The sequence below is a fragment of the Limosilactobacillus caecicola genome (assembly GCF_943192935.1).
GTDB classification, from domain to species: Bacteria; Bacillota; Bacilli; order Lactobacillales; family Lactobacillaceae; genus Limosilactobacillus; species Limosilactobacillus caecicola.
In genome coordinates this window covers 53057-75973 of sequence record NZ_CALPCI010000005.1, presented here as the reverse complement: position 1 = coordinate 75973, position 22917 = coordinate 53057, and the positions used below count along the sequence as shown (strand labels likewise).

Genomic DNA, 22917 nt, shown 5'->3' with positions numbered 1-22917 from the left:
TAATGCCTGAAATGCCCGAAGTTGAAACGGTCCGGCGGGGATTAAACCAGATTGCGGCCGGTCACAAAATCATTGGAATTGACGTGAATTACGGCAAAACGATTGAAAATGACGTTGAAGAATTCCGGGAGGCGTTAGTGGGCCAAACGATTGAACAGGTGGATCGGCGTGGTAAGTACTTGCTATTTCGTTTTACCAATGATTTAACCATGATTTCACACCTGCGGATGGAAGGAAGCTATTACGCTCAAAAAACCGGGACACCGGTTGATAAGCACACTCATGTCATTTTCCACTTTGCGGATGGCACCGACCTTTGCTACCGTGACACCCGGAAGTTTGGCCGAATGCGGCTAGTTAAAACAGGGACCGAAATGGACTATGGCGGTCTGAAGACGATTGGCCCGGAACCAACTGAGCGGGACTTTACCCTGGATTATTTTGAGAAAATCCTGCACAAGAGTCGTGGTAAGATCAAACCATTCCTTTTGAACCAAAGTCACGTTGCGGGGTTAGGGAACATTTACTGTGACGAAGTGCTCTGGATGAGTAAGATTAACCCTGAACAACCCGCTAACACGTTGACCCATGAACAAGCGCAGGTGCTGCGCCAAAACATCATTGATGAAATTGCCATCGCTACCAAACATAAGGGGACCACGGTTCACACCTACAAAAACGCCTTTGGGGACGCCGGCGGGTTTCAAGACTACCTCAAAGCGTATGATCATGGAGGTGACAAGTGCCCACGTTGTGGGACGAAGATGATCAAAATCAAGGTAGCCCAACGGGGAACCACTTACTGCCCACACTGTCAGGAATTGATCGAAAAATGACACAAATAATTGGCTTGACCGGTGGAATTGCGACCGGCAAAAGTACCGTTAGTAACTATTTGCGGCGTCAGGGGTACCCAATTGTTGACGCCGACCAAATTGCCCGCCAGGTCGTCGAGCCAGGGACAAGTGGCCTGGCGAAGGTTGTCGCGACCTTTGGTAACGAGATCTTGCAATCCGATGGCCAGCTGAACCGCAAAAAATTAGGGGAAATCGTCTTTAGTGACCCCGCGCAACTTGCCAAACTAAATGAAATTTTACAACCGCTGATCCGGGCTAAAATCGTGCGCCAATTGGATGAGCTGCGCAATCAGCAGTCTCCATTAATCTTTTTGGACGCGCCCTTGCTCTTCGAACGTCATTACCAAACCACTTGTGATCAGGTCATGGTCGTTGCCACGGATCCGGACACCCAGTTGCAACGACTAATGGCTCGTGACCACATGGATCAGCAAACGGCCCAGGAGCGGATTACTAGTCAAATGCCCATCCAGGACAAAATCGATCAAGCCGACGTGGTGTTTGATAACAATTCCTCGGTCGCAGGTTTGGAAGAGCAGGTTGCTAACTGGCTTCGCCATGTGAAAAAAGTTTGATATGTTATAATACCTTTATTAAATGTTTGATAACAATGAGGAGGAGCAGAAACGTGATTTGTCCGCACTGTCATAAAAATGGCTCACGGGTGGTCGATAGCCGACCAAGTGAAGACGGTACTTGTATTCGACGCCGGCGGGAATGTGCTCACTGTGGGTTCCGCTTCACCACCTTTGAACGCTACGAAGAGACGCCACTCTTGGTCGTAAAAAAGGACGGTGCCCGGCAAGAATTCAATCGACAAAAGATTCTCAACGGGCTGATTCGGTCTGCCGAAAAACGCCCGGTTAGCATGGAACAATTGACCAAAATCGCGGATAAGGTCGAAAGCCAAGTGCGCCGGTTAGGTGAGACGGAAGTTTCGAGCCAGTTAATTGGTAAGTACGTCATGAACGAATTAAAGGATGTCGATGAAATTTCTTACATTCGCTTTGCGAGTGTCTACCGGCAATTTAAGGATGTCGATGCCTTTATGAGTGAACTCCAATCAATGATTGGTAATAGTAAGCGAAGTGATCAGTAATGCCAAAGTATGATTTAAATCCACAAACCGGGTTCGTGGTTAGCGCGTCGTTGGACTTTGCTAATTACGACGCCACTACGTTTGTGAAGTATTATCAGCCGCTGTTAAGTCCCAATTCCCTGGGGCTTTTTTCTGCTTTAAAAGGATTCTTGCACCCCCACCCACTGATTTCTGAGCGAACCCCATTGTCGCAACTGCTAACGACCGTCAACAGTGGTTTGCCAGCGGTCGCAACAACTCTACAACAGCTCGAAGCAGTTGGCTTAATTAAGACCTATCGGCGGCATGATGAGCTTGGTGTGGTGCTGGTTTTTGAACTCCAGCCGACGCTGACTCCGGCTCAGTTTATGAAAGATGATTTGCTGAGCGTGCAACTCTTGCAAATGGTCGGGCCTGAAATGTTTAAACGGCTGGGTGAGGAAGCAGTTGCCAATTCGCTCAACGTTGACCACTTAGAAAACGTCAGCGCTGACTTTTTTGCGACTTTTCACCCAGACCAGTCGATTACCAAGGATGATCCAGCGGTTGCCACGACCCGCGATCAGATTTCGAAGCTGACGGCTTACCGGGTTCCGAAAAGTCAAGTTGCTGACCAGAATTTTGATCTACACTTTGTTGGCCAACAGTTAACTAGCGAGGGTATCGATCCGCAAATTGTGAATGACTACCGACAGCTCATTCTGGTGGAACACCAGACATATGGTTATGATGAACTCGAAATGGCACGTTTACTGGTGCGGGCCTATGACGTGGTCAAGAATGAATTTGATGCTGATCAATTTAAGATTTTGGCACGAAATGCGAATGCACAATCGCAACCAACAACGACGACAGCTTCTCAACCGGACGCCACAAAACAAGTGACGGACATGGACTTGGCCGGCCTACCGTCAGAAGTGCAGTCTTTGATTAAGATCTGTGAGCAAACGGCCCCGATGGCGTTCCTGACCCAGCTTAAGCGACAAACCAATGGCTACGTTAGCTCCGGCGAACGGGTCACGGTTGAGCGCCTGGTTCAACAAAGTCAGCTTTCCAATGGTGCGATCAACCTCTTGTTATGGTATATTATTGGTGACCAAGGCCTTGCAACGGTCAAGGCCAACCTTGCCGATGCGATCGCAAACAATTGGAGTCGTGCCGGCGTTCAAACGGCAGTGGACGCCTATCGGGAAATTCAGCGCCACCTGGTCAAACGAAACCAGAGTAGTCAGCAACGGAGCTATCGACGTGGTGGTCGGAAGGGGACCGTTAAGGAACGGGTACCTGAATGGGCCAAACAAGGCTATCAGCCAAAGGCCCAGGCCGCGACTGCTGAACAACTAGCCGAATCCAAGAAATTATTGGCGGAGTTGCACCGCAACCGCCAAAAACGCCAGCAAAAGAAATGAGGTGATCAGTAATGGAAACAATCAAACAACTTCTCCAACGACCGGATGACAATGGCAATACCGCAAAAATCTTTGCCGAAGTCTTTGCGGATCCGGATGTTCAAAAGTTTTTGGCTGACCACCAGGACCAGTTAAGCGATGATGATATTCGGCGGGGCCGTTCGAAACTTTATGAATACGTTCATGAAAAGCACCTGATTGAAAATGGGGCGCCAAGTGTGGCACCGGGTTACACACCCCGGTTGGTGATCTCTGCCAAACAAATTGACGTGACCTATGTTCCAACGGCTCAGTTACGAGAACAACAGGCACTGCAGGCAAAGCGGCAACGAGTTACCAAGCGCTACATGCCAAAGTTTATCGAAAATGCCTCGTTAGATAATTTCAGCACTGGTGAGCAAGGCCGAACGGCAGCCTTGAATGCGGCGGTTAAGTTTGTTAATCAGTATACCCAGGACCAGAATGAATTTATTCCCGGTCTTTATCTCTCTGGTAGTTTTGGGGTCGGTAAGACCTACCTGTTAGGGGCCCTGGCGAACGAATTGGCTGAAAACGGCATTAATAGTATGCTGGTCCACTTTCCGACCTTTGCTGTCAACATGAAGGGTTCCATTTCCCGCGGGACGACTGATCAAGAGCGGGATGCTGTGAAGACGGCCCCAATTTTAATGTTAGATGATATTGGCGCGGACGCATTATCGCCGTGGTTACGTGATGAAGTTCTCGGAGTCATTTTGGAATACCGGATGCAAGCAGAACTGCCAACTTTCTTTAGTTCCAACTTCTCCATGGATGAGTTGACGGACCATCTGGCACAAGACAACGTTGGCAATGTCGAACCCATCAAAGCACAACGAATTATGGAACGGATTCGTTTCCTTTCGCGAGAAGTCCAGATTATTGGACCGAACCTCCGACAAAAGGGATAAATCAGAATTTAGCCCTTGACATTGGGGGATAAATTAGTTAGTCTATTATTTGTTGAAAGAAAAGCAGAAGCACCCGCTTCTCGCCTTGGTGACTAGAGTTGCCGGGCTGACGAGTTGAATGAGACTATTTCATTGACGTGGGATAGTAGTTTTCAAGCGGGATGCTATGGCGTCCCGCTTTTTTTGCTTGTTCTTTCGTTATCAAAATTGGAGGTGTATTGCCATAGCTCAAGGAATGAATGTCAATAACGGTATCCGTGCCCGGGAAGTCCGGTTGATTGACCAAAACGGTAATCAACTGGGAATCAAATCCAAGCGTGAAGCCTTACAAATGGCTGAAGATGCTGAATTGGACTTAGTGCTTGTTGCACCAAAGGCCCGTCCAGCAGTTGCGCGGATTATGGATTACGGAAAGTATCGTTTTGAGATGCAAAAGAAGGAACGTGAAGCCCGGAAGAACCAAAAGACCCAAGCTGTTAAGGAAATCCGGTTGAGCCCCACCATTGATACTAACGACTTCAATGTGAAGTTAAATCGGGTGCGGAAGTTCATCAGCAAGGGTGACAAGGTTCGAGTTTCCTTGCGTTTCCGTGGTCGGGCGATCACGCATAAGGATATCGGTCGTGACATGATTGAAAAGATGGCAGATGAGACGAAAGACATTGCCACCGTTGTTCAACGACCAAAGATGGAAGGACGGAGCATGTTTTTAACGCTTGCCCCAATTACAGATAAGGCAAAAAAATAAAGAGAAGGTAGGAAATAGTTATGCCAAAGATGAAGACTAATCGCGCTGCTGCAAAGCGTTTCAAGCGGACTGCTAAAGGCGGTTTCAAGAGTGGTAACTCATTTACTAGTCACCGTTTTCACGGTAAGACCAAGAAGCAACGTCGTCAATTACGTGGTTTGAGCATGTTAGACAAGACGAACGTTAAGCGTTTCAAGAAGATGCTTCCTTCAAAGTAATTGTTGGGCTGCATATTCAATACACAATCTAAAAATTAATCTAGGAGGTTACCACTATGCGAGTTAAAGGTGGAACAGTTACACGCGCTCGTCGGAAGCGCATCATGAAGTTGGCAAAGGGTTACACTGGTTCAAAGCACCGTCTGTTCAAGACTGCTAAGGACCAAGTGATGAAGAGTTACACTTACGCTTTCCGTGACCGGAAGGTTAACAAGCGTAAGTTCCGTGAATTATGGATTGCACGGATCAACGCTGGTGCCCGCATGAACGACATTAGCTACAGCAAGTTAATGCACGGCTTAAAGCTTGCTAACATTGACATCAACCGGAAGATGTTAGCTGACTTAGCTGTTAACGACCCTGAAGGTTTCAAGGCGGTCGTTGACGAAGCCAAGAAAGCTTTAAACTAAATTAATTAAAAAAGATTAGGGGGCGCTGCGCACCCTAATCTTTTTTTATCCTTCTAATTGAACCACTCAAGTGCAATCGTTATAATTAGATTAATTAACTAACTATGAGGTAAAACATTGATAGCAAGATTCAAACCAACCTGGATGGTTGACACAGTATACAATATTTCGCCCAAACAGCTGCAAGCACACGGTATTAAGGCGGTCCTGTCTGACCTGGATAATACCTTGATTGCTTGGAATAACCCGAATGGGACTCCTGAGTTGCGGGAATGGATGGCCGAATTGCAGGCTGCCGGAATTCCATTAATTGTGGTGTCCAATAATAGTGCCAAACGGGTGGCGAAGGCCGTTGAACATTTGAATCTGCCATTTGTTTCGCGGTCATTGAAGCCGCTAAGCTTCGGAATTACAACTGCGCGGCGTCGGTTGGGCCTCACCAAGGATGAAGTCGTGATGGTTGGTGACCAATTAATGACCGATATGTTAGCTGCTAACACGGCTGGTGTCCGGTCCATTCTAGTGAAACCATTAATTAATAGCGACAAGTGGGATACCCAAATTAACCGCTTCTTTGAAAAGTTTGTGATGAAGGACCTCGAGAAAAAGTATCCAGAAATGACGTGGCAGGAGGATTTGAATGACTGAACAAACTGCAAATAATGATGAACTACGGTGTATTGGCTGTGGGGCGGTAATCCAATCTACGGATCCAGCAGCCCCAGGTTATACGCCACGGGCGGCGGTGAAAAAGGGCCTCGAGAATAACGAACTCTATTGTCAACGGTGTTTCCGTTTGCGGCACTACAACGAGATTGCGCCGGTGTCATTAACCGACGATGACTTTTTACAATTGTTGAACCATATTCGTGAAGCCAACGCGTTGATCGTGTACGTTGTGGACATCTTTGACTTTAACGGGAGCCTGATTCCGGGCCTGCACCGCTTTGTAGGTGACAACCCAGTCTTGTTGGTTGGTAATAAAGAAGACCTCTTACCGCGTTCACTGCGACGGTCACGGCTCCGGGACTGGATTCGGCAGCAAGCGAACCTCGCTGGAATTCGGCCAATTGGTACCTTACTGGTCTCTGCGAAGAAAAATCATCAAATTGAAGACCTCCTGGACACGATTGAAAAGTATCGCCAACACCGCGACGTCTACGTTGTGGGCGTTACGAACGTTGGTAAGTCGACGTTGATTAACCAAATCATTAAGCAACGGACGGGAGTCAAGGACTTGATCACGACGTCCCGTTTTCCCGGAACCACTCTCGACAAGATCGAGATTCCGCTGGACGACGGTCACGAACTGATCGATACTCCTGGGATTATTCACCAACACCAAATGGCCCATGTCTTACCGCCGGAAGCTTTGAAATTAGTATCACCACAAAAAGAGATTAAACCGCGGACGTATCAATTAAGTGATGGCCAAACGATCTTTTTGGGGGGAATTGGCCGGTTTGATTATCTTAAGGGCCCGAAGATTGGGGTCGTGGCTTACTTTGACAATAATCTAAACCTTCACCGGACGAAGCTCAGTAATGCGGATGCCTTTTATGAAAAGCACCTTGGTGACCTGTTAACACCACCGACTGCGGAGACAAAGGACCAGATTCCACCATTAGAACGGTTTGAATTTTCCACTACTGAAAAGACGGATTTAGTGTTTGAAGGCTTGGGATGGATCACCGTCCCGAAAGGCGTCGCCATTGCTGGCTGGGCACCAAAGGGTGTCCGGGTCCTGACCCGACGCGCAATGATTTAGAGGAGAAAATGAATGAAATTACGTGGTAAACAAAAACGGTATTTACGGGCGCAAGCAACCCATTTCCAACCCATTTTTAGTATCGGCAAAAATGGGTTGACTCCTGAATGGTTAGCTCAATTAGACGGGGCGTTAAACCGGCGGGAATTAATTAAAATCAACATTTTGCAAAACGCAGTGGAAACGACCAGTGAAGTTAAGGACTACATAGAAGTCCACAGTGACATTGACGTGGTTCAAACCATTGGTCACGTGCTGGTCCTCTTTAAGGAATCGGACCAACCAGAATTCCGTAACGTCTCGGCACGGGTGAAAAAGATTTAGGGAGCGGTCAGCGTGCAAGCGTCCATTCAAGCAACACCAAAAGTTCAATATCAAGCGGTTAATCTCCACCGACGAAAGCGGGTTGGCCTTTATGGAGGCACTTTTAACCCTGTCCACAACGCCCACTTGTTAGTGGCAGATCAGGTGGGCAAGATCTTGTGCTTGGACCGAGTTCTGCTCATGCCCGACATGATTCCACCCCATGTGGATAAAAAGACCGCGATTGCGGCTGATTACCGGGTTGACATGCTCCGGTTAGCCATTCAGGATAATCCCTTTTTGGGATTAGAATTAGCGGAGGTCGAACGTGGTGGAGTGAGCTACACCTACGATACCATTCGGGAATTGAAGCACCGTCACCCTGATGTAGACTATTACTTTATTATTGGCGGTGACATGGTCGATTACTTACCAAAATGGCATCGCATCCATGACTTATTGAAAATCGTGAATTTCGTGGGGGTGCGGCGCCCGGGAGCGCACAACGTTAGTGATTTTTCGGTGATCTGGGTTGACGTTCCAGAAGTTGATTTTTCGTCTAGTGACATTCGCCAGCGGATCCATGACGGCCGGTCGATTAAGTATATGGTTCCCACAGCGGTTGAAGATTACATTAAGGAGCATCAGTTGTACATTGACTAAGCATGAATTGGAATATCAAGAGCATTTATTACCGTTGACACGGGAAGAATTAGTGGCCCGACTACGTGAGGCATTGTCCCCAAAGCGTTTTGCTCACGTTTGTCGGGTTGAACAAACAGCCATTCAGTTGGCTGAACAGAACGGTGTTGATGTTGAAAAGGCTAGTATTGCTGGTTTATGTCATGACTACGCCAAGCAACGCCCTGACCAGGACTTCATTGACGTGATTCATGCCAAACAAATGGATCCTGACCTCCTGAATTACGGCAATGCTATTTGGCACGGTGTCGTGGGAGCGGAAATGATCAAGGACGAACTCGGTGTGGGTGACGAAGACATCTTGAATGCAATTCGCCAACACACCGTCGGGAGTAACTACATGACGAAATTGGCCCAGATTGTGTACATGGCTGACTACATCGAACCAGGACGCGATTTTCCTGGTGTAGAAGCGGCCCGGCAAATTACTGCCCAGGATTTAGGGGCGGGGGTCGCTTACCAAACCCAACACACGTTGGAATATTTAATTCACAAGGGTCAGCCAGTCTATCCGCAAACACTGGTGACGTATAATGCATGGGTACCGAAGTATCAAAAGGAGAATCATTAATGGATAGTAAAGAATTATTAGAAAAGGTTGTTAAAGCGGCTGATGGTCGGCGGGCCGAAGATATTGTCGCTCTCAAAGTTGACGAAATTAGCCCAATGGCGGATTATTTCGTGGTTATGACGGGTGGTTCTGACCGGCAAGTGCAAGCGATCGTGAACGCGATTGTAGAAATGGCCCACCAGGAACACATTGAAATTGGGAGTGTTGAAGGTAAAAATGCGGCGCAATGGGTCCTAGTAGACCTTGGTGACGTTGTTGTCCACGTTTTCCGTGAAGAAACCCGGCACTTCTACAACTTGGAAAAGCTCTGGGCAGATGCCCCACTGGTCAACGTCGAACAATGGGTAAATGACTAAATGATTTACGGTTCCTTTGCTCAGTATTATGATGAACTGTTTGATGAGCAACTGTACTTGCAGTGGCAGCAATACGTTCAGGCCAATACAACGCCCGGTACTCAGCTATTAGATCTAGCTGGTGGTGCCGGACGTTTAGGTGTTTTATTGGCCCAAAAAGGCTACCAGGTCACAGACGTGGATTTATCTGCTGAAATGCTGGTGTTAGCTTCGCAGCATGCGGCGGCCGCGAAGGTTGACTTAGAATTAGTGCAGGCCAATATGCTCGATCTTGATGGCCTGGGGCAGTTTGATGTTGTGACCTGTTTTGCGGATTCGTTATGTTACTTGGCTGATATGGCGGAAGTTCAGCAGACGTTTACCCAGGTCCATGCACATTTAAAACCATACGGAATCTTCCTCTTCGATGTGATTACGCCATACCAAACGGACGAAAAGTATCCGGGGTTCATGTTTAATTATCAGTCACCGGATAATCAGCGCTTTTTTGTTTGGTCCAGTTTTGCGGATGATGACGTGCCACACGGGGTCATTCATGAGCTATCGTTTTTTGACCGGCAGGCGGACGGTAATTACCGGCGCCTTGCGGAAACCCACTTTGAGCGGTCCTATCCGTTGGAAACTCTCAAGCAGGCATTGCACGAAAGCGGATTTACCCAGATTGAAGTGACGAGCGATTTCGGCCAGGGCCAACCGGGGCCAACCACGACGCGGTGGTTTTTCAAATGTCGGGTAGGTGAATAACATGCGGGCAGTCGGTTTAGTTGTTGAATATAATCCTTTTCACAATGGTCATCGCTACCACCTTCAGCAGGCGCGGCAGTTGACGAAGGCGGATGTCGTGGTGGCCGTGATGAGCGGTAATTTTACGCAACGCGGTGAGCCAACGGTCCTTGATAAGTGGCAACGAACCCAAGCGGCGTTAGCTAACGGGGTCGATCTGGTGATTGAGTTACCGCTGGTGAGTGCGGTTGAACCCGCGGATCGCTTTGCTAGCGGGGCCCTGCGCCTCCTCAATGATTTGCAGGTCCAGGACGTGGTGTTTGGCGCCGAGCACCCAGAGTGGGACTTTGCGCACTTGGTGGGGTTAGAGCAACACTTCCAGAGTGATCAGTTTCACCAGTTTGATCAAACCTATGCGACCCAGTTTAATCAGCAATTGCAAGAACAAGTAGGGGTATCATTAGTTGATCCGAACGATATTCTTGCCTTTAGCTATACGAAGGCCAAACTACACCATGGGTACTCGCTGAATTTGCGACCGATTGCTCGGCAGGGCAGCAATTATCATGACCAAACAATTAGTGGGCACATTGCGAGTGCCAGTGCGATTCGCCAGGGAGTTCGTGAGCGTGAATGGTCACAGGTTACTGAAGCCGTTCCGCAGCCATCTTTGGACCAGTTACGGGCACTTGAAAAGCTACCGAGTTGGGAAGCTTTGTACCCCCTGTTGCGTAATGAATTGATCCAGGCACCGACGAGTCGGTTGAGCCAAATTTACCAAATGTCAGAGGGCCTGGAAAATCGTTTGAAACGGGTTGCGGGACAAAACCTGACCTTTGCAGGTTTCATGAAAGGTGCTAAGACGAAACGATATACATACGCCCATTTGCTCCGGCTTTTTTTGTACATTGTTCTGCAGGCGACGAGGGACCAGGTCGCGTGGAGTGTGCAACATCCTTACCACCACGTCCTAGGATTTACACAGCGGGGGCAGGAATACCTGCATGCAGTTAAGAAACGGTTGCAATACCCGTTAATTGTGAAGGTCGACCAGACGTTGGATGAAGGTCGCTTAGATTTAGATTATCGAGCAGGCAAATTGTACCAAAATTTCACACCCGTTGAACAAGATTTAAAACGAGCCCCGCTCAGAATGACTGTCAAGTAAAAGTCGTTGACAATCAATAGTCGACAGCGTATAATTGGGCACGTTGCATTAGGAGGTTAGTACTATGAAATGGTCACTTAATGAATTACATCGTTATTCTGACGAACCACTTCACTTTGACAGTACTTTTGATCTGAAAGCATCACTTACCAAACGTTTTCCAGATGATATTCTGGACGCGCAACCAATGAAAGTAGATGGTTACGTCACCTACCATGATGGAGACGCAACCGTGAGTGCCCACGTGGATGGTGAAATCACGGTGCCTTCTACTCGTTCATTACAACCCGTGAAGTTACCACTCTCCTTTGACTTTTCTGAGGTATACACGGCTGATGAAAGTCACCTGGACCGTTATGAAGATGACGAAGTGGTTTTTGTTCTTCCTCGCGATCATCAAACAATTGATTTTGATGAATCGTTAATTGAAAATATTTACGAACAAATTCCGACACGGGTATTAACGCCTGAAGAAGCCGCCAACGACCAGTTGCCTTCCGGTAAGGGCTGGGCAGTGACCGAGGAAGTCGCTGACGATCATCAGGATTCTGACCATGTTGATCCACGTTTCGCTAAGTTGAAAAACTTATTTCCTGATCAGGATGAAAAATAATTAGCGAACGGTTAAAAACCTAGTGGATAAAATTTTTATAAGGAGGTGTCAAACATGGCTGTACCAGCACGAAAGACATCAAAGACTCGTAAGCGTAACCGTCGGGGACACATCAAGTTGACTGTTCCGGGCTTAGCACCTTGTCCAAACTGTGGTGAACTTCGTAAGTCACACATGGTTTGTCCAAACTGTGGTTACTACAATGGTAAGGAAGTTGTTGCCAAGAACAACTAATCTTACTTCAAATTAAAAGCTTTCCCTTAGGCGCCGGACCTGGGAAAGCTTTTTTTATTGACATAATTAGCACTTTCATTAAAAAATTATGATAAACTGAATTATGGTTTAAAAAGTTTAAATTTGAGGGTGAAGAAATGAGTCGAATTTTAATTATTGAAGATGAAGAAAATCTCGCAAATTTCGTGGATTTGGAATTAAAGCACGAAGGATACGAAACGGATGTTGAACTCGATGGCCGGGCTGGGCTGGAATCAGCCCTAAACCAGGACTTTGACGTAATTCTACTCGACCTGATGTTACCGGAACTCAACGGGATTGAAGTTGCCCGGCGAGTCCGTGAAGAAAAGGATACGCCAATTATTATCATGACCGCGCGGGACTCCGTCATTGATCGGGTCTCAGGCCTTGACCACGGGGCGGATGATTACATCGTCAAGCCATTTGCAATCGAAGAATTATTGGCACGGGTCCGGGCACTGTTGCGGCGGATCAGCATTGAAGATGGCAATAATAACAATCACCAAACAACGGTTAAGTACAAGGACTTGACGATTGAAAAAGAAAACCGAGTCGTCCGCCGCGATGATGAGGTCATCAACCTGACCAAGCGGGAGTACGAATTATTACTGATCTTGATGGAAAATATCAACGTGGTCATGTCCCGTCAGGAATTATTGAGCAAGGTTTGGGGCTACGATGCTAAAGTCGAAACGAACGTGGTTGACGTTTACATTCGTTACCTTCGGAACAAGATTGACCGTCCTGGTGAAAAGAGTTATATCCAAACCGTCCGTGGTACCGGGTACGTTATTCGTTCGTAATCGAGGCGTTGGGCTATGAAAGAGCAATTGACAAAACCAAAGCCCCGGAAGTTTGTTTCTCTAAAATTAAAATGGGCCTTTGGGACGGCGCTCGGTTCGTTAATTATCGGACTGATCGTGGTGGTCACGATTTTTATGGCGTTCACCAATGACTTGTTGAATCAAGAACGGTCGGCATTAAATCAAAGCTTGACGACGATCAGCCATCAGTTAGGCCAAAATGCAAACGGCAGCTTGACAAACGCTTCTGTGAATGCCACTTTTCAACGTCAGGCATTGGCTGCAGATAACCAACAGGTTACCAGCCAAAATTTATACCACCGTCCCCTGTTACAGGGACTAAGTAATTCCCACCAGAACGTGGCGGTGTATAACCAGCAGGGGCATTTGATCTTTCAAACTGGGAAAGTCATTAAAGAATTGCAAAAAGTCTCCGCTGAGCAATTGACAGTGCAAAAGGGCCTTCACCATAAGATGATTATCGGCCGAACCCCAATCAGAATGGCGGGCAGTAAAAAAATTATTGGTTACCTTCAAATTGAGAATCCATTGACGAATTATTATCATCGCTATCACCGGCTCCTGCTAATTACGAGCTTGGTATTATGTTTAGTAGTGATCTTTAGTGGATTGCTTGGTTATGGCTTATCCTACTTTCTATTGCGCCCGCTGACCGACATTCGCCAAACCCTGGAAGTAGTAACCAAGGACCCAACGAAGGACGTCCGGACGCCAGAATTAAAGCGGAATGATGAAATCGGTGAACTTAGTGCGTTGCTGAACGAAATGCTGGACCGCACCCAGCGTTACATTGATCAACAATCCCAGTTTGTCGGGGATGTTTCCCATGAATTGCGGACGCCAGTGGCCATTATTCAGGGCCACATGGAAATGCTGGAACGGTGGGGCAAAGATGATCCGAAGGTGCTCGAAAATTCGATTAAAGCCTCCTTGGATGAGACCAGTCGGATGAATAATCTTGTTCAGGAAATGCTGGACCTGTCCCGGGCAGAGCAGGTAGAAATTAAGTTTAGAAACGCTACCACAAAAGTGGAAGAAGTTGTTGAGCAGGTCTACAACAACTTCAAGATGATTCACCCAGATTTTAAATTTAGTTTCGATAATGACTTACGTCAGGACGTGGACGTTAATATTTACCGGGATCACCTGGAGCAAATTTTGATTATCCTGTGTGATAATGCGGTTAAGTATTCAACGGATCGCAAGGAGATCCACCTTTCCTTGTCCCGGAATTTCAATTCGGTTGAAATAGCGGTGCAAGACTTTGGTGAGGGGATCGCTCCTGAGGAAGCAGCCAAGGTGTTTGACCGCTTCTACCGGGTCGATAAGGCACGCAGCCGCAAGAAGGGTGGTAATGGCCTTGGCTTATCGATTGCGGAACGTTTAATCAAGGGTTATCACGGAACAATCACCCTGGAAAGCCAAGTTGGTGCTGGCTCGATTTTCCGGATTACCTTGCCGATTGTGAAAAATGAAGTTAATGATGAATAGTAATAAAGCGGAGTTAGTTGTGAAATGCAACTAACTCCGCTTGTTTTGTAATTTTTCTTTAAATCAAAATGCCATCACAGTGATCAATTTCATGTTGGACAATTTGGGCTGGAAAGCCTTCCAGACGAAGGGTTTGCTTTTGCCACTGGAGGTCGAAAAATTTCACGGTGATCTTTTGAAAACGGTTGGTCGGTCGGGTTCCTTCGAGACTCAGACAACCTTCACTGGTTTTGTAGGGCTGTTGTTTGGCAATAATTTTTGGATTCAACATGGCGATGTTCGTTGGCCCGATGTTGACGACGATGATTCGCTTGGCAATGCCGATCATATTGGCAGCCATGCCAACGCATTCCTGCCGGTGGGCAGCGAGGGTGTCGAGCAGGTCCCGGGCAATTGAGACGTCGGGTTGCTGGGCAGGTTGACTGACCTGTTGCAAACTGATCACGTCATGGTTAATTGGTTTAATCATTTGGTTCCTCCAAAAAAGGCTTCTGACAATGAGTTGCGCAGAAGCCTTCAGTTAATTAATTGTTCTTGTGATGTTGTTTACCAGCGTTCCGGCGTTGGTTGCGGTTGGCGGCTGGCTTCTTCGCTTGCTTGTTTTGCAGTTGTTCAACCGCATTTTGGTGACTATCACTAGTGGACTTGTTAATCGGTTGTGCATCGATCACCGGCTTTTTAACGGGTTGTTGCTTAACTTCTTTCGCAATCTGCTTTTTCAGGCGCGGCCGGTAGGCGTTAATCAGCCAAGTTTGCAAGATCGCGAACAGCCCACCGATAAAGAAGTAGAGACCCAGTCCGGCTGAAGAGGTCATCGAAATGAAGAAGATCATGACCGGACTCATCAGCATCATCATCCGCATTTGCTTTTGTTGGTTCTTTGGCATCCCAATCATGGATAACCAGCCTTGGAAGAGGTAGGCGACAAAGGAGAGAATGGCCAAGATGATACTTGGCTTCCCTAAGGCAATCCCCATGAAGGTGGCATGGTAAAGGTCTGGAGAATACCGGATGGCTGCATACAAGGCTGCAAAGACTGGCAACTGGATCAGCAGTGGTAAACAACCGATTCCGCCCGTCATGCTGATGTTGTTGTCACGGTACAGTGCCATCATGGCTTGAGTTGTTGCCGCTTGTTCCTCCGGCGTCTTAGCTTCCTTTTGGCGGCGTTGAATTTCGCGTAACTGCGGTTGGATCATCGACATTTTTTCTTGCATTAAGGTGGTCTTCTTCATTTGGTTCATCATTAATGGCAAGAGGATCATCCGGACGATGATCACGATGACGATGATGGCCCAGCCATAGTTGTTACCTAAGTGGGCGGCGAGCCATTCCATCAGATGTTGCATGGGCTTGGCTAGGTATTCGTAAACCATTCCATATGGCTTACCACTTTTGGTCGTGCGGACACATCCGGAGAGCAGGAGGAGCAAACTTGCTAATCCGCCCGCCAGGGTCCAACGTTTTAATTTTTTCAAAATTCCTTCATCCTTTTTTTAAGTTATACAAAGGGTATCTTACCTTAAATAAGGACTGAATTCCAGTCAATTTACCAGGACTCTTTAATGGAAAAATCCTTAAAGTCGACTAGGTTACCCGGCTTGATTTGAACATTGTCAACACGGGCGTATGGTGAGACACCAGCTTGGACCTCTTGCACGAAGCGACGCACGGTCTCGTGAGGGCCCTGAACGACGATGGCGACGTCACCGTTGGCGAGATTTTCGACGTAGCCAGTCACGCCCATTTCTTTGGCCAACTGGTAGGTACTCCAGCGAAAACCGACGCCCTGCACGCGACCACTGACGGTGAGGTGATAATTGATCATGATAAACCTCCTGATGGATTAATGTTATAATTGCCTTACTAAAATGAGGTGAGAAAAATGAATGAACAAATAACTTCCGTTCATAATCAACACGTCAAGGACTGGCGAAAATTACAAACCCGGAAGGGGCGTAAAAAGTTTGGTCAGTACTTGCTCGATGGTTGGCATTTAGTTCAGGAAGCCAGCAACAGCGGGCAAGAATTGGTGGACCTAATTGGGACGCCAGAAGAATTGCGTGATCATGAAGATATTGTAGCACTGTTTGAAAATGTCTATGAGGTGACCCCAGAGATTATCAATAGTATTACCGCCACTGATACTCCCCAAGGAATCGTGGCGGTTGTCACCATGCCGGATGTTCACCGAATTCCAGCAAATCATTTGCAAGGCGCCTGGCTCTTTTTAGACCGGGTCCAGGATCCGGGTAATGTGGGCACGATGGTGCGGACCGCGGACGCGGCCGGCTTTGCCGGCGTGGTGGCCAGCAGTCAAACGGCTGACTTTTTCAACCCGAAAGTGGTGCGGTCGATGCAGGGCAGCCAGTTTCACCTGCAATTAGTTGCCGGGGACCTTCGGAAGTGGATTGCTGATTTCAAACAGGCTGACTTACCAGTTTACGGTACCCAACTCAATCCGGAAGCTAAAAACTTCCGTGATGTCCATCCAGGAAAGGACTTTGCCTTGATCATGGGAAACGAAGGGCAAGGAATGGCGGCAGAACTGCTGGAACAGACGACCACGAACCTCTATATCCCAATGCGTGGTGAGGCAGAATCGCTGAACGTCGCCGTTTCGGCCGGAATTCTTATGTTTCAGTTAAATCAAGCAAAATAAGCTTACTTTTGATAAGTTTATTATTCCTTTTTATAAAAAAATCGTGTAAAATATTTATAAAAGAAGAAAAGGGGCAATTATTTCAATGAGAACACAAAATGAGTGGAAATCAGACCCACAATATGTTGCGATTGTTCAAGATTTGTTAGACCAGCCTGCTGTTCAAAAATTAGCTAACTACACCCAGCACCACCATTCCAACCGCCTCCAACACTCAATTGCGGTTTCCTATGATAGTTACCGGATTGCAAAGCGGTGGCACTTGGATTACCGGAGCACTGCTCGGGCGGGGTTATTGCACGATTTATTCTATTACGATTGGCGAACGACCAAGTTTGATTTGGGATCCCACGCGTTCATCCATCCGCGGGTGGCATTGCGGAATGCGGAAAAGATCACTAATTTGAACGCCAAAGAACGTGACATCATCTTAAAGCACATGTTTGGGGCGACCCTGGCCTTGCCGCGTTATATGGAAAGCTTGATCGTTTCGCTGGTGGATGACTATGAAGCGGAACACGAATTCTTCAGCCCACTGCGGAGCCGGATCGAAGACCGGTTTCATAAGCAGTCGGTGAAAAAATTATCATAATGTCGAAGAAAGGAGGCCAATCAATGGAACATTCAACGGGAGATAAGGATGACTTTTGTTTGTGTCCTCGTTTCGAACACACTTTTACAATTCTCGGCAAAAAATGGAATGGTTTGATTATTGAAGTGTTGTTAAACGAACGGACTCAGCGGTTCAAAGACCTGGCAGCCCACGTCGATAAGTGTAGTGACCGGGTCCTCGTCGAACGGTTAAAGGAACTCGAAGACGAAGGCATTGTTGCTCGCAACACCTTTCCTGGTGAAAGTCGGATTGAATATTCGTTGACGAAACAAGGCCGTGAACTGGCACCGGTCATGGGCGCCGTTCACGTCTGGAGCGATAAATGGTGTGATTAGGGCTTGACCTTTTAAAAAGGAAAGCTTACAATTAGACCAACTTTGAATGAAAAGCATAGACGGAAATTAGTAGTTTCGGCGCATCTGCCAGGGAGAAGCGGTTAGCAACTGAAAGTCGCTTTGAGATGCTAGAGATGAATTTCACTTCCAGAGCTGGTATTCCCGGTTGATTACCGTTATCTCATCACTAAGTGTATGGTGTAATCATAAACTAGGGTGGTACCGCGATAAACCTCGTCCCTTTGCAGGACGGGGTTTTGTTTTTTCTAAAGGAGGACAATATGGGATTAAGAGAAAAACTCGAAGAGTTGCGCCAACAGGGTGCTGACGAAATTAAAAATAGTTCCAACCTGGATACGATTAATCAAATTCGGGTTAAATTACTTGGTAAGAAGGGCCCAATCACGAACGTGCTACGGGGAATGAAGGACCTTAGTGCCGATGAACGCCCAAAGGTTGGTAAGTATGCGAACCAAGTGCGGGACGAACTCCAACAAATGTTGGATGAAAAGCGGGCCCAAATCCAAGCCCAACTTTTGGATGCCAAGCTGGCTAGTGAAAGCCTGGATGTTACCCTGCCAGGTACCCCGGTTGCGCAAGGCCAACCCCACGTGATCCAACAAGTGATTGACGAATTAGTCGACCTCTTTACCGACATGGGTTATGAAGTGGCCGTTGGTGACGAAGTTGAGCAAGAATTATACAACTTTGAAAAATTAAACCTCCCGAAGGACCACCCCGCACGTGATATGCAAGATACTTTCTACGTCACCCCATCAGTTTTAATGCGGACACAAACTTCACCAATGCAAGCGCGGATGTTGGAACAACACGACTTTAGTAAGGGACCATTGAAGATGATCTCGCCAGGGAAGGTCTACCGGCGCGACACTGATGATGCAACTCACAGTCACCAATTCCATCAAGTCGAAGGAATGGTTGTTGGAAAGCACGTTACGATGGCCGACCTTAAGGGGACACTTGAAGCTGTGGCTCAACACCTCTTTGGGGACCAGCTCAAGGTTCGGCTTCGGCCAAGTTATTTCCCATTCACGGAACCATCTGTTGAAGCTGACATTACCTGTTTCAACTGTATGGGAAAGGGTTGTGCCATCTGTAAGCATACCGGCTGGATTGAAGTCCTTGGTGCCGGAATGGTGCACCCGAACGTGTTGAAGATGTCCGGGGTCGACCCAGAAGAATACGGTGGCTTTGCCTTCGGACTTGGTCCTGATCGTTTTGCCATGCTCAAGTACGGTGTCGAAGACATTCGGGACTTCTACCAAAATGACGTCCGGTTCTTAACGCAATTTGATCAGAAAGGATAGTGGACTATGAAAGTATCATACCAATGGTTAAATAAATACCTCCCACTGGAAGACCACAAGATTAAGCCAGCGGCCCTCGCCGAGAAGCTGGCACGGACTTCCGTGGATATCAATTCTGTTAGCTCACCAAGTGATGGCCTGAAGAAGATCATCGTTGGTTACGTCGAAGAATGTGTGCCACATCCAGATTCTGACCACATGTCAGTCTGCCAGGTCAAAATCAGCGATGATGAAACGATTCAAATTGTCTGTGGTGCGCCCAACATCAAGGCCGGCAAGAAAGTGATCGTGGCCCTCCATGGTGCCCGGATTGCTGACAACGTCAAGATCAAGCGTGGTAAGATCCGTGGCGAAGAATCTGATGGGATGATTTGTGCCCTTCAGGAAATTGGCTTTAGTGAAAAAATCGCGCCAAAGGACTATGAAGACGGCATTTGGTTCCTCCCTGATGATGCTAAAATTGGCGAATCAGTTTTCCCATACTTAGGAATGGACGACACGATCATTGACACTGATGTGACACCAAACCGTGGTGATATGTTAAGCATTTACGGCAACGTCAATGACCTTGCTGCCATTTATGACTTACCAAATGGCTTTAACAGTCACCCCGTGGAAGAAAACGGTAGCGACCAAACGAGTGATTTGATTTCGGCGAAGGTGGCTGATGACAAGATTGCACCAGTTTACAAGCTCCGGGTAATCAAGAACGTTCAAATCGCCGATAGTCCACTCTGGTTGCAAATCAAATTGTGGAATTCCGGCGTCCGCCCAGTTAATAACGTTGTTGACGTTACTAACTACATCCTGCTGAAGTATGGTCAACCATTACACAGTTTTGACTATGACAAACTTACTAATCACGAGATCTTGGTTCGTCACGCTAACGAAGGCGAGAAGTTAACCACCCTCGATGGTGAAGAACAAGAATTAAAGGCCCAAGACATCGTGGTAACGGCTGGTGACCAACCTGTTGCCTTGGCCGGTACCATGGGTGGTGACAACTCTAAAGTTGACGACCACACCACCACGGTGGCTTTGGAATCCGCGATTTTCGATCCAGTGATGGTCCGGAAGCAAGCCCGTCGTTTGGACCTGCACAGTGAATCTTCAATGCGGTTTGAACGGGGAATTAACCCAGAAACGGTGGAACAAGCCCTTGATGAAGCTGCATACTGGCTTCAACAATTGGCCGGTGGTGAAGTGGCTCAGGGAATCGTTGTTGGCAACGACCACGATTACCCAACCCACAATATCACCTTGTCTTTGAAGAAAATCAATGACGTTCTGGGGACCGCTATGGATATGCAAACGGTTCAAAATATTTTTGACCGGCTGGCTTTCAAGATGGTCCAAAATGACGATGATCAAATTGTTGTCACCGTTCCAGCACGGCGGTGGGACATTAGTCTGGCAGCTGACCTTTACGAAGAAATTGCGCGACTCTATGGTTATGACAACATTCCATCAACCTTGCCAGTTATGACCCGGAACTTGGGTGGCTTAACCCCACGGCAAAAGAAGCTCCGCGCTAGTCGGCACGTTTTGGAAGGCCTTGGCCTTAACCAGGCAATTAGTTACTCCTTAACGACGATTGCAAAAGCTCAACAATTTGAAGTCGAACCAAGTGACACCAAGCCAATGGAACTTGACTACCCAATGAGTACTGACCACGTGGCGACGCGGATGAGCATTGTTTCTGGATTGTTAAATGACATTGCCTACAACAATGCGCACAAGGTGGCTAATGTGGCCCTCTACGAACAAGGGCGCGTCTTCATTCCAAAGGGTGGCGAACGCCCCGAAGAACAAGAACATGTCGCCGGTGCCGTTACTGGGAGCATGGTTCCAGCAAGCTGGAATGCTAAAGCAAAGCCAGTTGATTTCTATCAACTCAAGGGCATTGTGGAACAATACTTGAAGAATCTAGCCGTGGCTGGTGAAATCACCTACGTGGCTGATTCTAGTCGACCAGAAATGCACCCAGGCCGGACCGCTAACATTCTGTTAGATGGTGAAGTGATCGGGTTCATCGGTCAGGTTCACCCGAACATTGCCAAGGACTATAAGATTCCAGAAACCTACGTCTTTGGAATCAATCTGGAAGCCGTCCTCGCAGCAGATACCCGTGGTAAGCACTACACTTACATTAGCAAGTACCCAGACATTACCCGGGATATCGCCATCTTAGTTGATGAAGAAGTTACCAACGAACAAATCGTGGCAATCATTAAGAAGCGGGGTGGCGCCTTCTTGAAGAAGGTCGAACTCTTCGATGTTTACTCAGGAGCTCATTTACCTGCTGGCAAGAAGTCCTTAGCTTACACGCTGACCTATCAAGATGACCACGGTACTTTACAAGAAGAAACGGTTAACAAGGCCTTTGCCAAGGTCGAAAAGCACTTAACCGATGAATTAGGTGCCGAAATTCGTTAGTTGAAGTTTTTCCAACACCGTAACGATCACCGTCGTTGCGGTGTTGCTTTACGAAAATGGTGGCAGGAGGGATTGATATAATGCACCGGTTTTCGAGCAAGCAAATTCGGAAACAAAATTATATTGTGATTGCTGTTGTGGTGTTTTTACTTGCAGTTGGGTTGATTATCCATGGTTACTTTAATTATGCTTTGACGCCGCTGAACCGACAAAATGACCAAACGGTTCGGGTCCACATTCCCAGAAACAGCAATGACCAACAGGTGAGCGCAATTTTAAAACGCGCGGGGTTAGTCAGAAGTCGGTATGTTTTTTACTACTACCTCCAAACGCATAAGACCAATGGGGTCAAAGCCGGCACTTTTTACCTCCAGAAGTCGCAGTCGATTCCGGAAATTGTCACCCACTTACAAGAAAGCACGCATGCGAAAAAACATTAATCGGAGGAAATTATGAACGGAACACGTCCAATTATTATCGGGGTTACCGGAGGTTCAGGAAGCGGTAAAACCACCGTTGCCCACGCCATTTTTGACCAACTTCACGGGAACTCAATTCAAATCATTACTCAGGATACTTATTACAATGACCAGCGTGAGATGACGATGGAGGAACGCAAAGCGGTCAATTATGACCACCCGCTGGCCTTTGACACTGAATTATTGATTAAGCAGATTGACCAGTTACGCCATAACGAAGCAATTGAAATGCCGGTTTATAACTATGCTGAATACACGCGGTCCAACGAGACAATCCATGTTGAACCACAAGACGTCATTATTCTAGAAGGAATTTTAATTCTTGACGATGAACGACTGCGGAATTTGATGGATATCAAGGTCTTTGTCGATACCGATAGTGATTTGCGGATCATTCGGCGGATCAAGCGGGATATGCAGGAACGGGGCCGGTCGCTTGATTCCGTTATTAACCAGTACTTAGCGACGGTTAAGCCAATGTATCACCAATTCGTTGAACCGACGAAACGTTACGCGGACATTATTGTGCCAGAAGGTGGCCAAAACCAGGTCGCCATTGATTTATTGTCCACTAAGGTTAAGGACATTTTGGTTCAACGGGGCCACCATATTAATTAATTTTTATCAGAAATGGTTGAAAA

General features: G+C 47.3%; 30 protein-coding genes and 2 other annotated features. Of the genes, 27 read left to right on the top strand and 3 right to left on the bottom strand.

Going from position 1 to position 22917, the window contains the following annotated elements; translation table 11 throughout:
* Nucleotides 1-2: 2 nt before the first annotated feature.
* The 20 genes from mutM to NFR43_RS07460 all read left to right on the top strand — a co-directional run bounded on the left by mutM (nucleotide 3) and on the right by NFR43_RS07460 (nucleotide 14423).
* Nucleotides 3-836 carry a bifunctional DNA-formamidopyrimidine glycosylase/DNA-(apurinic or apyrimidinic site) lyase gene (gene mutM / locus NFR43_RS07555; RefSeq protein WP_251548009.1) on the top strand — a complete coding sequence of 278 codons (834 nt, stop codon included), beginning with the start codon at nucleotides 3-5 and terminating at the stop codon, nucleotides 834-836.
* Nucleotides 833-1432 carry a dephospho-CoA kinase gene (gene coaE, locus NFR43_RS07550; RefSeq protein ID WP_251548007.1) on the top strand — a complete coding sequence of 200 codons (600 nt, stop codon included), beginning with the start codon at nucleotides 833-835 and terminating at the stop codon, nucleotides 1430-1432. The genes mutM and coaE overlap by 4 nt, the downstream gene beginning before the upstream one ends.
* A 53-nt stretch (nucleotides 1433-1485) precedes the next feature.
* Nucleotides 1486-1956, top strand: coding sequence for a transcriptional regulator NrdR (gene nrdR, locus NFR43_RS07545; protein ID WP_251548005.1), 471 nt, complete (start codon nucleotides 1486-1488; stop codon nucleotides 1954-1956).
* Nucleotides 1956-3344 (top strand): DnaD domain protein, encoded by a 1389-nt coding sequence (locus NFR43_RS07540; RefSeq protein ID WP_251548003.1) that lies wholly within the window; start codon nucleotides 1956-1958, stop codon nucleotides 3342-3344. Before nrdR ends, NFR43_RS07540 begins: the two co-directional genes overlap by 1 nt.
* An 11-nt stretch (nucleotides 3345-3355) precedes the next feature.
* Nucleotides 3356-4273, top strand: a complete 918-nt coding sequence (dnaI, locus tag NFR43_RS07535; RefSeq protein ID WP_251548001.1) for a primosomal protein DnaI — start codon at nucleotides 3356-3358, stop codon at nucleotides 4271-4273.
* A gap of 55 nt (nucleotides 4274-4328) precedes the next feature.
* Nucleotides 4329-4465, top strand: a sequence feature (ribosomal protein L20 leader region).
* A 43-nt stretch (nucleotides 4466-4508) separates the two neighbouring features.
* Nucleotides 4509-5021: a translation initiation factor IF-3 gene (gene infC / locus NFR43_RS07530; RefSeq protein ID WP_251547999.1), complete on the top strand. Its 513-nt coding sequence runs from the start codon at nucleotides 4509-4511 to the stop codon at nucleotides 5019-5021.
* Nucleotides 5022-5041: 20 nt separating this feature from the next.
* Entirely contained in the window at nucleotides 5042-5239 is a 198-nt protein-coding gene (gene rpmI / locus NFR43_RS07525; RefSeq protein ID WP_006916343.1) for a 50S ribosomal protein L35, read from the top strand.
* A gap of 56 nt (nucleotides 5240-5295) precedes the next feature.
* On the top strand, nucleotides 5296-5649 hold the full coding sequence (gene rplT, locus NFR43_RS07520; RefSeq protein WP_006916342.1) for a 50S ribosomal protein L20: 354 nt from the start codon (nucleotides 5296-5298) through the stop codon (nucleotides 5647-5649).
* A 117-nt stretch (nucleotides 5650-5766) separates the two neighbouring features.
* Nucleotides 5767-6297 carry a YqeG family HAD IIIA-type phosphatase gene (locus NFR43_RS07515; protein ID WP_251547997.1) on the top strand — a complete coding sequence of 177 codons (531 nt, stop codon included), beginning with the start codon at nucleotides 5767-5769 and terminating at the stop codon, nucleotides 6295-6297.
* Nucleotides 6290-7417: a ribosome biogenesis GTPase YqeH gene (gene yqeH, locus NFR43_RS07510; protein ID WP_251547995.1), complete on the top strand. Its 1128-nt coding sequence runs from the start codon at nucleotides 6290-6292 to the stop codon at nucleotides 7415-7417. Before NFR43_RS07515 ends, yqeH begins: the two co-directional genes overlap by 8 nt.
* 12 nt (nucleotides 7418-7429) lie before the next feature.
* Nucleotides 7430-7741 (top strand): ribosome assembly RNA-binding protein YhbY, encoded by a 312-nt coding sequence (gene yhbY, locus NFR43_RS07505; RefSeq protein ID WP_251547993.1) that lies wholly within the window; start codon nucleotides 7430-7432, stop codon nucleotides 7739-7741.
* A gap of 12 nt (nucleotides 7742-7753) precedes the next feature.
* Nucleotides 7754-8383, top strand: a complete 630-nt coding sequence (locus NFR43_RS07500) for a nicotinate-nucleotide adenylyltransferase (RefSeq protein ID WP_251547991.1) — start codon at nucleotides 7754-7756, stop codon at nucleotides 8381-8383.
* The gene (gene yqeK, locus NFR43_RS07495) at nucleotides 8376-8993 is read left to right on the top strand and encodes a bis(5'-nucleosyl)-tetraphosphatase (symmetrical) YqeK (protein WP_251547989.1); all 618 of its coding nucleotides are present in this window, start codon (nucleotides 8376-8378) and stop codon (nucleotides 8991-8993) included. Before NFR43_RS07500 ends, yqeK begins: the two co-directional genes overlap by 8 nt.
* On the top strand, nucleotides 8993-9349 hold the full coding sequence (gene rsfS, locus NFR43_RS07490) for a ribosome silencing factor (RefSeq protein ID WP_251547987.1): 357 nt from the start codon (nucleotides 8993-8995) through the stop codon (nucleotides 9347-9349). The genes yqeK and rsfS overlap by 1 nt, the downstream gene beginning before the upstream one ends.
* A complete protein-coding gene (locus tag NFR43_RS07485; protein ID WP_251547985.1) occupies nucleotides 9350-10093 on the top strand; it encodes a class I SAM-dependent DNA methyltransferase in 744 nt (247 codons plus the stop codon).
* Nucleotide 10094: 1 nt separating this feature from the next.
* On the top strand, nucleotides 10095-11240 hold the full coding sequence (locus NFR43_RS07480) for a nucleotidyltransferase (protein ID WP_251547984.1): 1146 nt from the start codon (nucleotides 10095-10097) through the stop codon (nucleotides 11238-11240).
* Between the two features lie 64 nt (nucleotides 11241-11304).
* The gene (locus NFR43_RS07475) at nucleotides 11305-11853 is read left to right on the top strand and encodes a YceD family protein (protein WP_251547982.1); all 549 of its coding nucleotides are present in this window, start codon (nucleotides 11305-11307) and stop codon (nucleotides 11851-11853) included.
* Between the two features lie 54 nt (nucleotides 11854-11907).
* A complete protein-coding gene (gene rpmF / locus NFR43_RS07470) occupies nucleotides 11908-12087 on the top strand; it encodes a 50S ribosomal protein L32 (protein WP_178659582.1) in 180 nt (59 codons plus the stop codon).
* A 137-nt stretch (nucleotides 12088-12224) separates the two neighbouring features.
* A complete protein-coding gene (locus NFR43_RS07465; RefSeq protein ID WP_251547980.1) occupies nucleotides 12225-12911 on the top strand; it encodes a response regulator transcription factor in 687 nt (228 codons plus the stop codon).
* A gap of 15 nt (nucleotides 12912-12926) precedes the next feature.
* A complete protein-coding gene (locus NFR43_RS07460) occupies nucleotides 12927-14423 on the top strand; it encodes a HAMP domain-containing sensor histidine kinase (protein WP_251547978.1) in 1497 nt (498 codons plus the stop codon).
* Between the two features lie 58 nt (nucleotides 14424-14481).
* Here NFR43_RS07460 and NFR43_RS07455 read toward each other — a convergent pair whose 3' ends face one another.
* The 3 genes from NFR43_RS07455 to NFR43_RS07445 all read right to left on the bottom strand — a co-directional run bounded on the left by NFR43_RS07455 (nucleotide 14482) and on the right by NFR43_RS07445 (nucleotide 16251).
* Nucleotides 14482-14892 (bottom strand): peptide deformylase, encoded by a 411-nt coding sequence (locus NFR43_RS07455; protein ID WP_251547976.1) that lies wholly within the window; start codon nucleotides 14890-14892, stop codon nucleotides 14482-14484.
* A gap of 55 nt (nucleotides 14893-14947) precedes the next feature.
* Nucleotides 14948-15901 (bottom strand): membrane protein insertase YidC, encoded by a 954-nt coding sequence (gene yidC, locus NFR43_RS07450; protein WP_251547974.1) that lies wholly within the window; start codon nucleotides 15899-15901, stop codon nucleotides 14948-14950.
* Between the two features lie 71 nt (nucleotides 15902-15972).
* On the bottom strand, nucleotides 15973-16251 hold the full coding sequence (locus tag NFR43_RS07445; protein ID WP_251547972.1) for an acylphosphatase: 279 nt from the start codon (nucleotides 16249-16251) through the stop codon (nucleotides 15973-15975).
* A 57-nt stretch (nucleotides 16252-16308) separates the two neighbouring features.
* Between NFR43_RS07445 and NFR43_RS07440 the strand changes: the two genes are divergently transcribed.
* The 7 genes from NFR43_RS07440 (at nucleotide 16309) to udk (ending at nucleotide 22894) form a co-directional block, all read left to right on the top strand.
* Nucleotides 16309-17085, top strand: a complete 777-nt coding sequence (locus NFR43_RS07440; protein WP_251547970.1) for a TrmH family RNA methyltransferase — start codon at nucleotides 16309-16311, stop codon at nucleotides 17083-17085.
* Nucleotides 17086-17170: 85 nt separating this feature from the next.
* On the top strand, nucleotides 17171-17677 hold the full coding sequence (locus NFR43_RS07435) for an HD domain-containing protein (RefSeq protein WP_251547969.1): 507 nt from the start codon (nucleotides 17171-17173) through the stop codon (nucleotides 17675-17677).
* 23 nt (nucleotides 17678-17700) lie between these two features.
* The gene (locus NFR43_RS07430; RefSeq protein WP_251547967.1) at nucleotides 17701-18033 is read left to right on the top strand and encodes a winged helix-turn-helix transcriptional regulator; all 333 of its coding nucleotides are present in this window, start codon (nucleotides 17701-17703) and stop codon (nucleotides 18031-18033) included.
* A 47-nt stretch (nucleotides 18034-18080) separates the two neighbouring features.
* Nucleotides 18081-18278: a binding site (T-box leader), on the top strand.
* 36 nt (nucleotides 18279-18314) lie between these two features.
* On the top strand, nucleotides 18315-19361 hold the full coding sequence (gene pheS / locus NFR43_RS07425) for a phenylalanine--tRNA ligase subunit alpha (protein WP_251547965.1): 1047 nt from the start codon (nucleotides 18315-18317) through the stop codon (nucleotides 19359-19361).
* Nucleotides 19362-19367: 6 nt separating this feature from the next.
* Nucleotides 19368-21797 (top strand): phenylalanine--tRNA ligase subunit beta, encoded by a 2430-nt coding sequence (gene pheT / locus NFR43_RS07420; RefSeq protein WP_251547963.1) that lies wholly within the window; start codon nucleotides 19368-19370, stop codon nucleotides 21795-21797.
* A gap of 80 nt (nucleotides 21798-21877) precedes the next feature.
* A complete protein-coding gene (locus NFR43_RS07415) occupies nucleotides 21878-22237 on the top strand; it encodes an endolytic transglycosylase MltG (protein WP_251547961.1) in 360 nt (119 codons plus the stop codon).
* A gap of 12 nt (nucleotides 22238-22249) precedes the next feature.
* Nucleotides 22250-22894 carry a uridine kinase gene (gene udk / locus NFR43_RS07410; RefSeq protein WP_251547959.1) on the top strand — a complete coding sequence of 215 codons (645 nt, stop codon included), beginning with the start codon at nucleotides 22250-22252 and terminating at the stop codon, nucleotides 22892-22894.
* The last annotated feature ends 23 nt before the right edge of the window (nucleotides 22895-22917 follow it).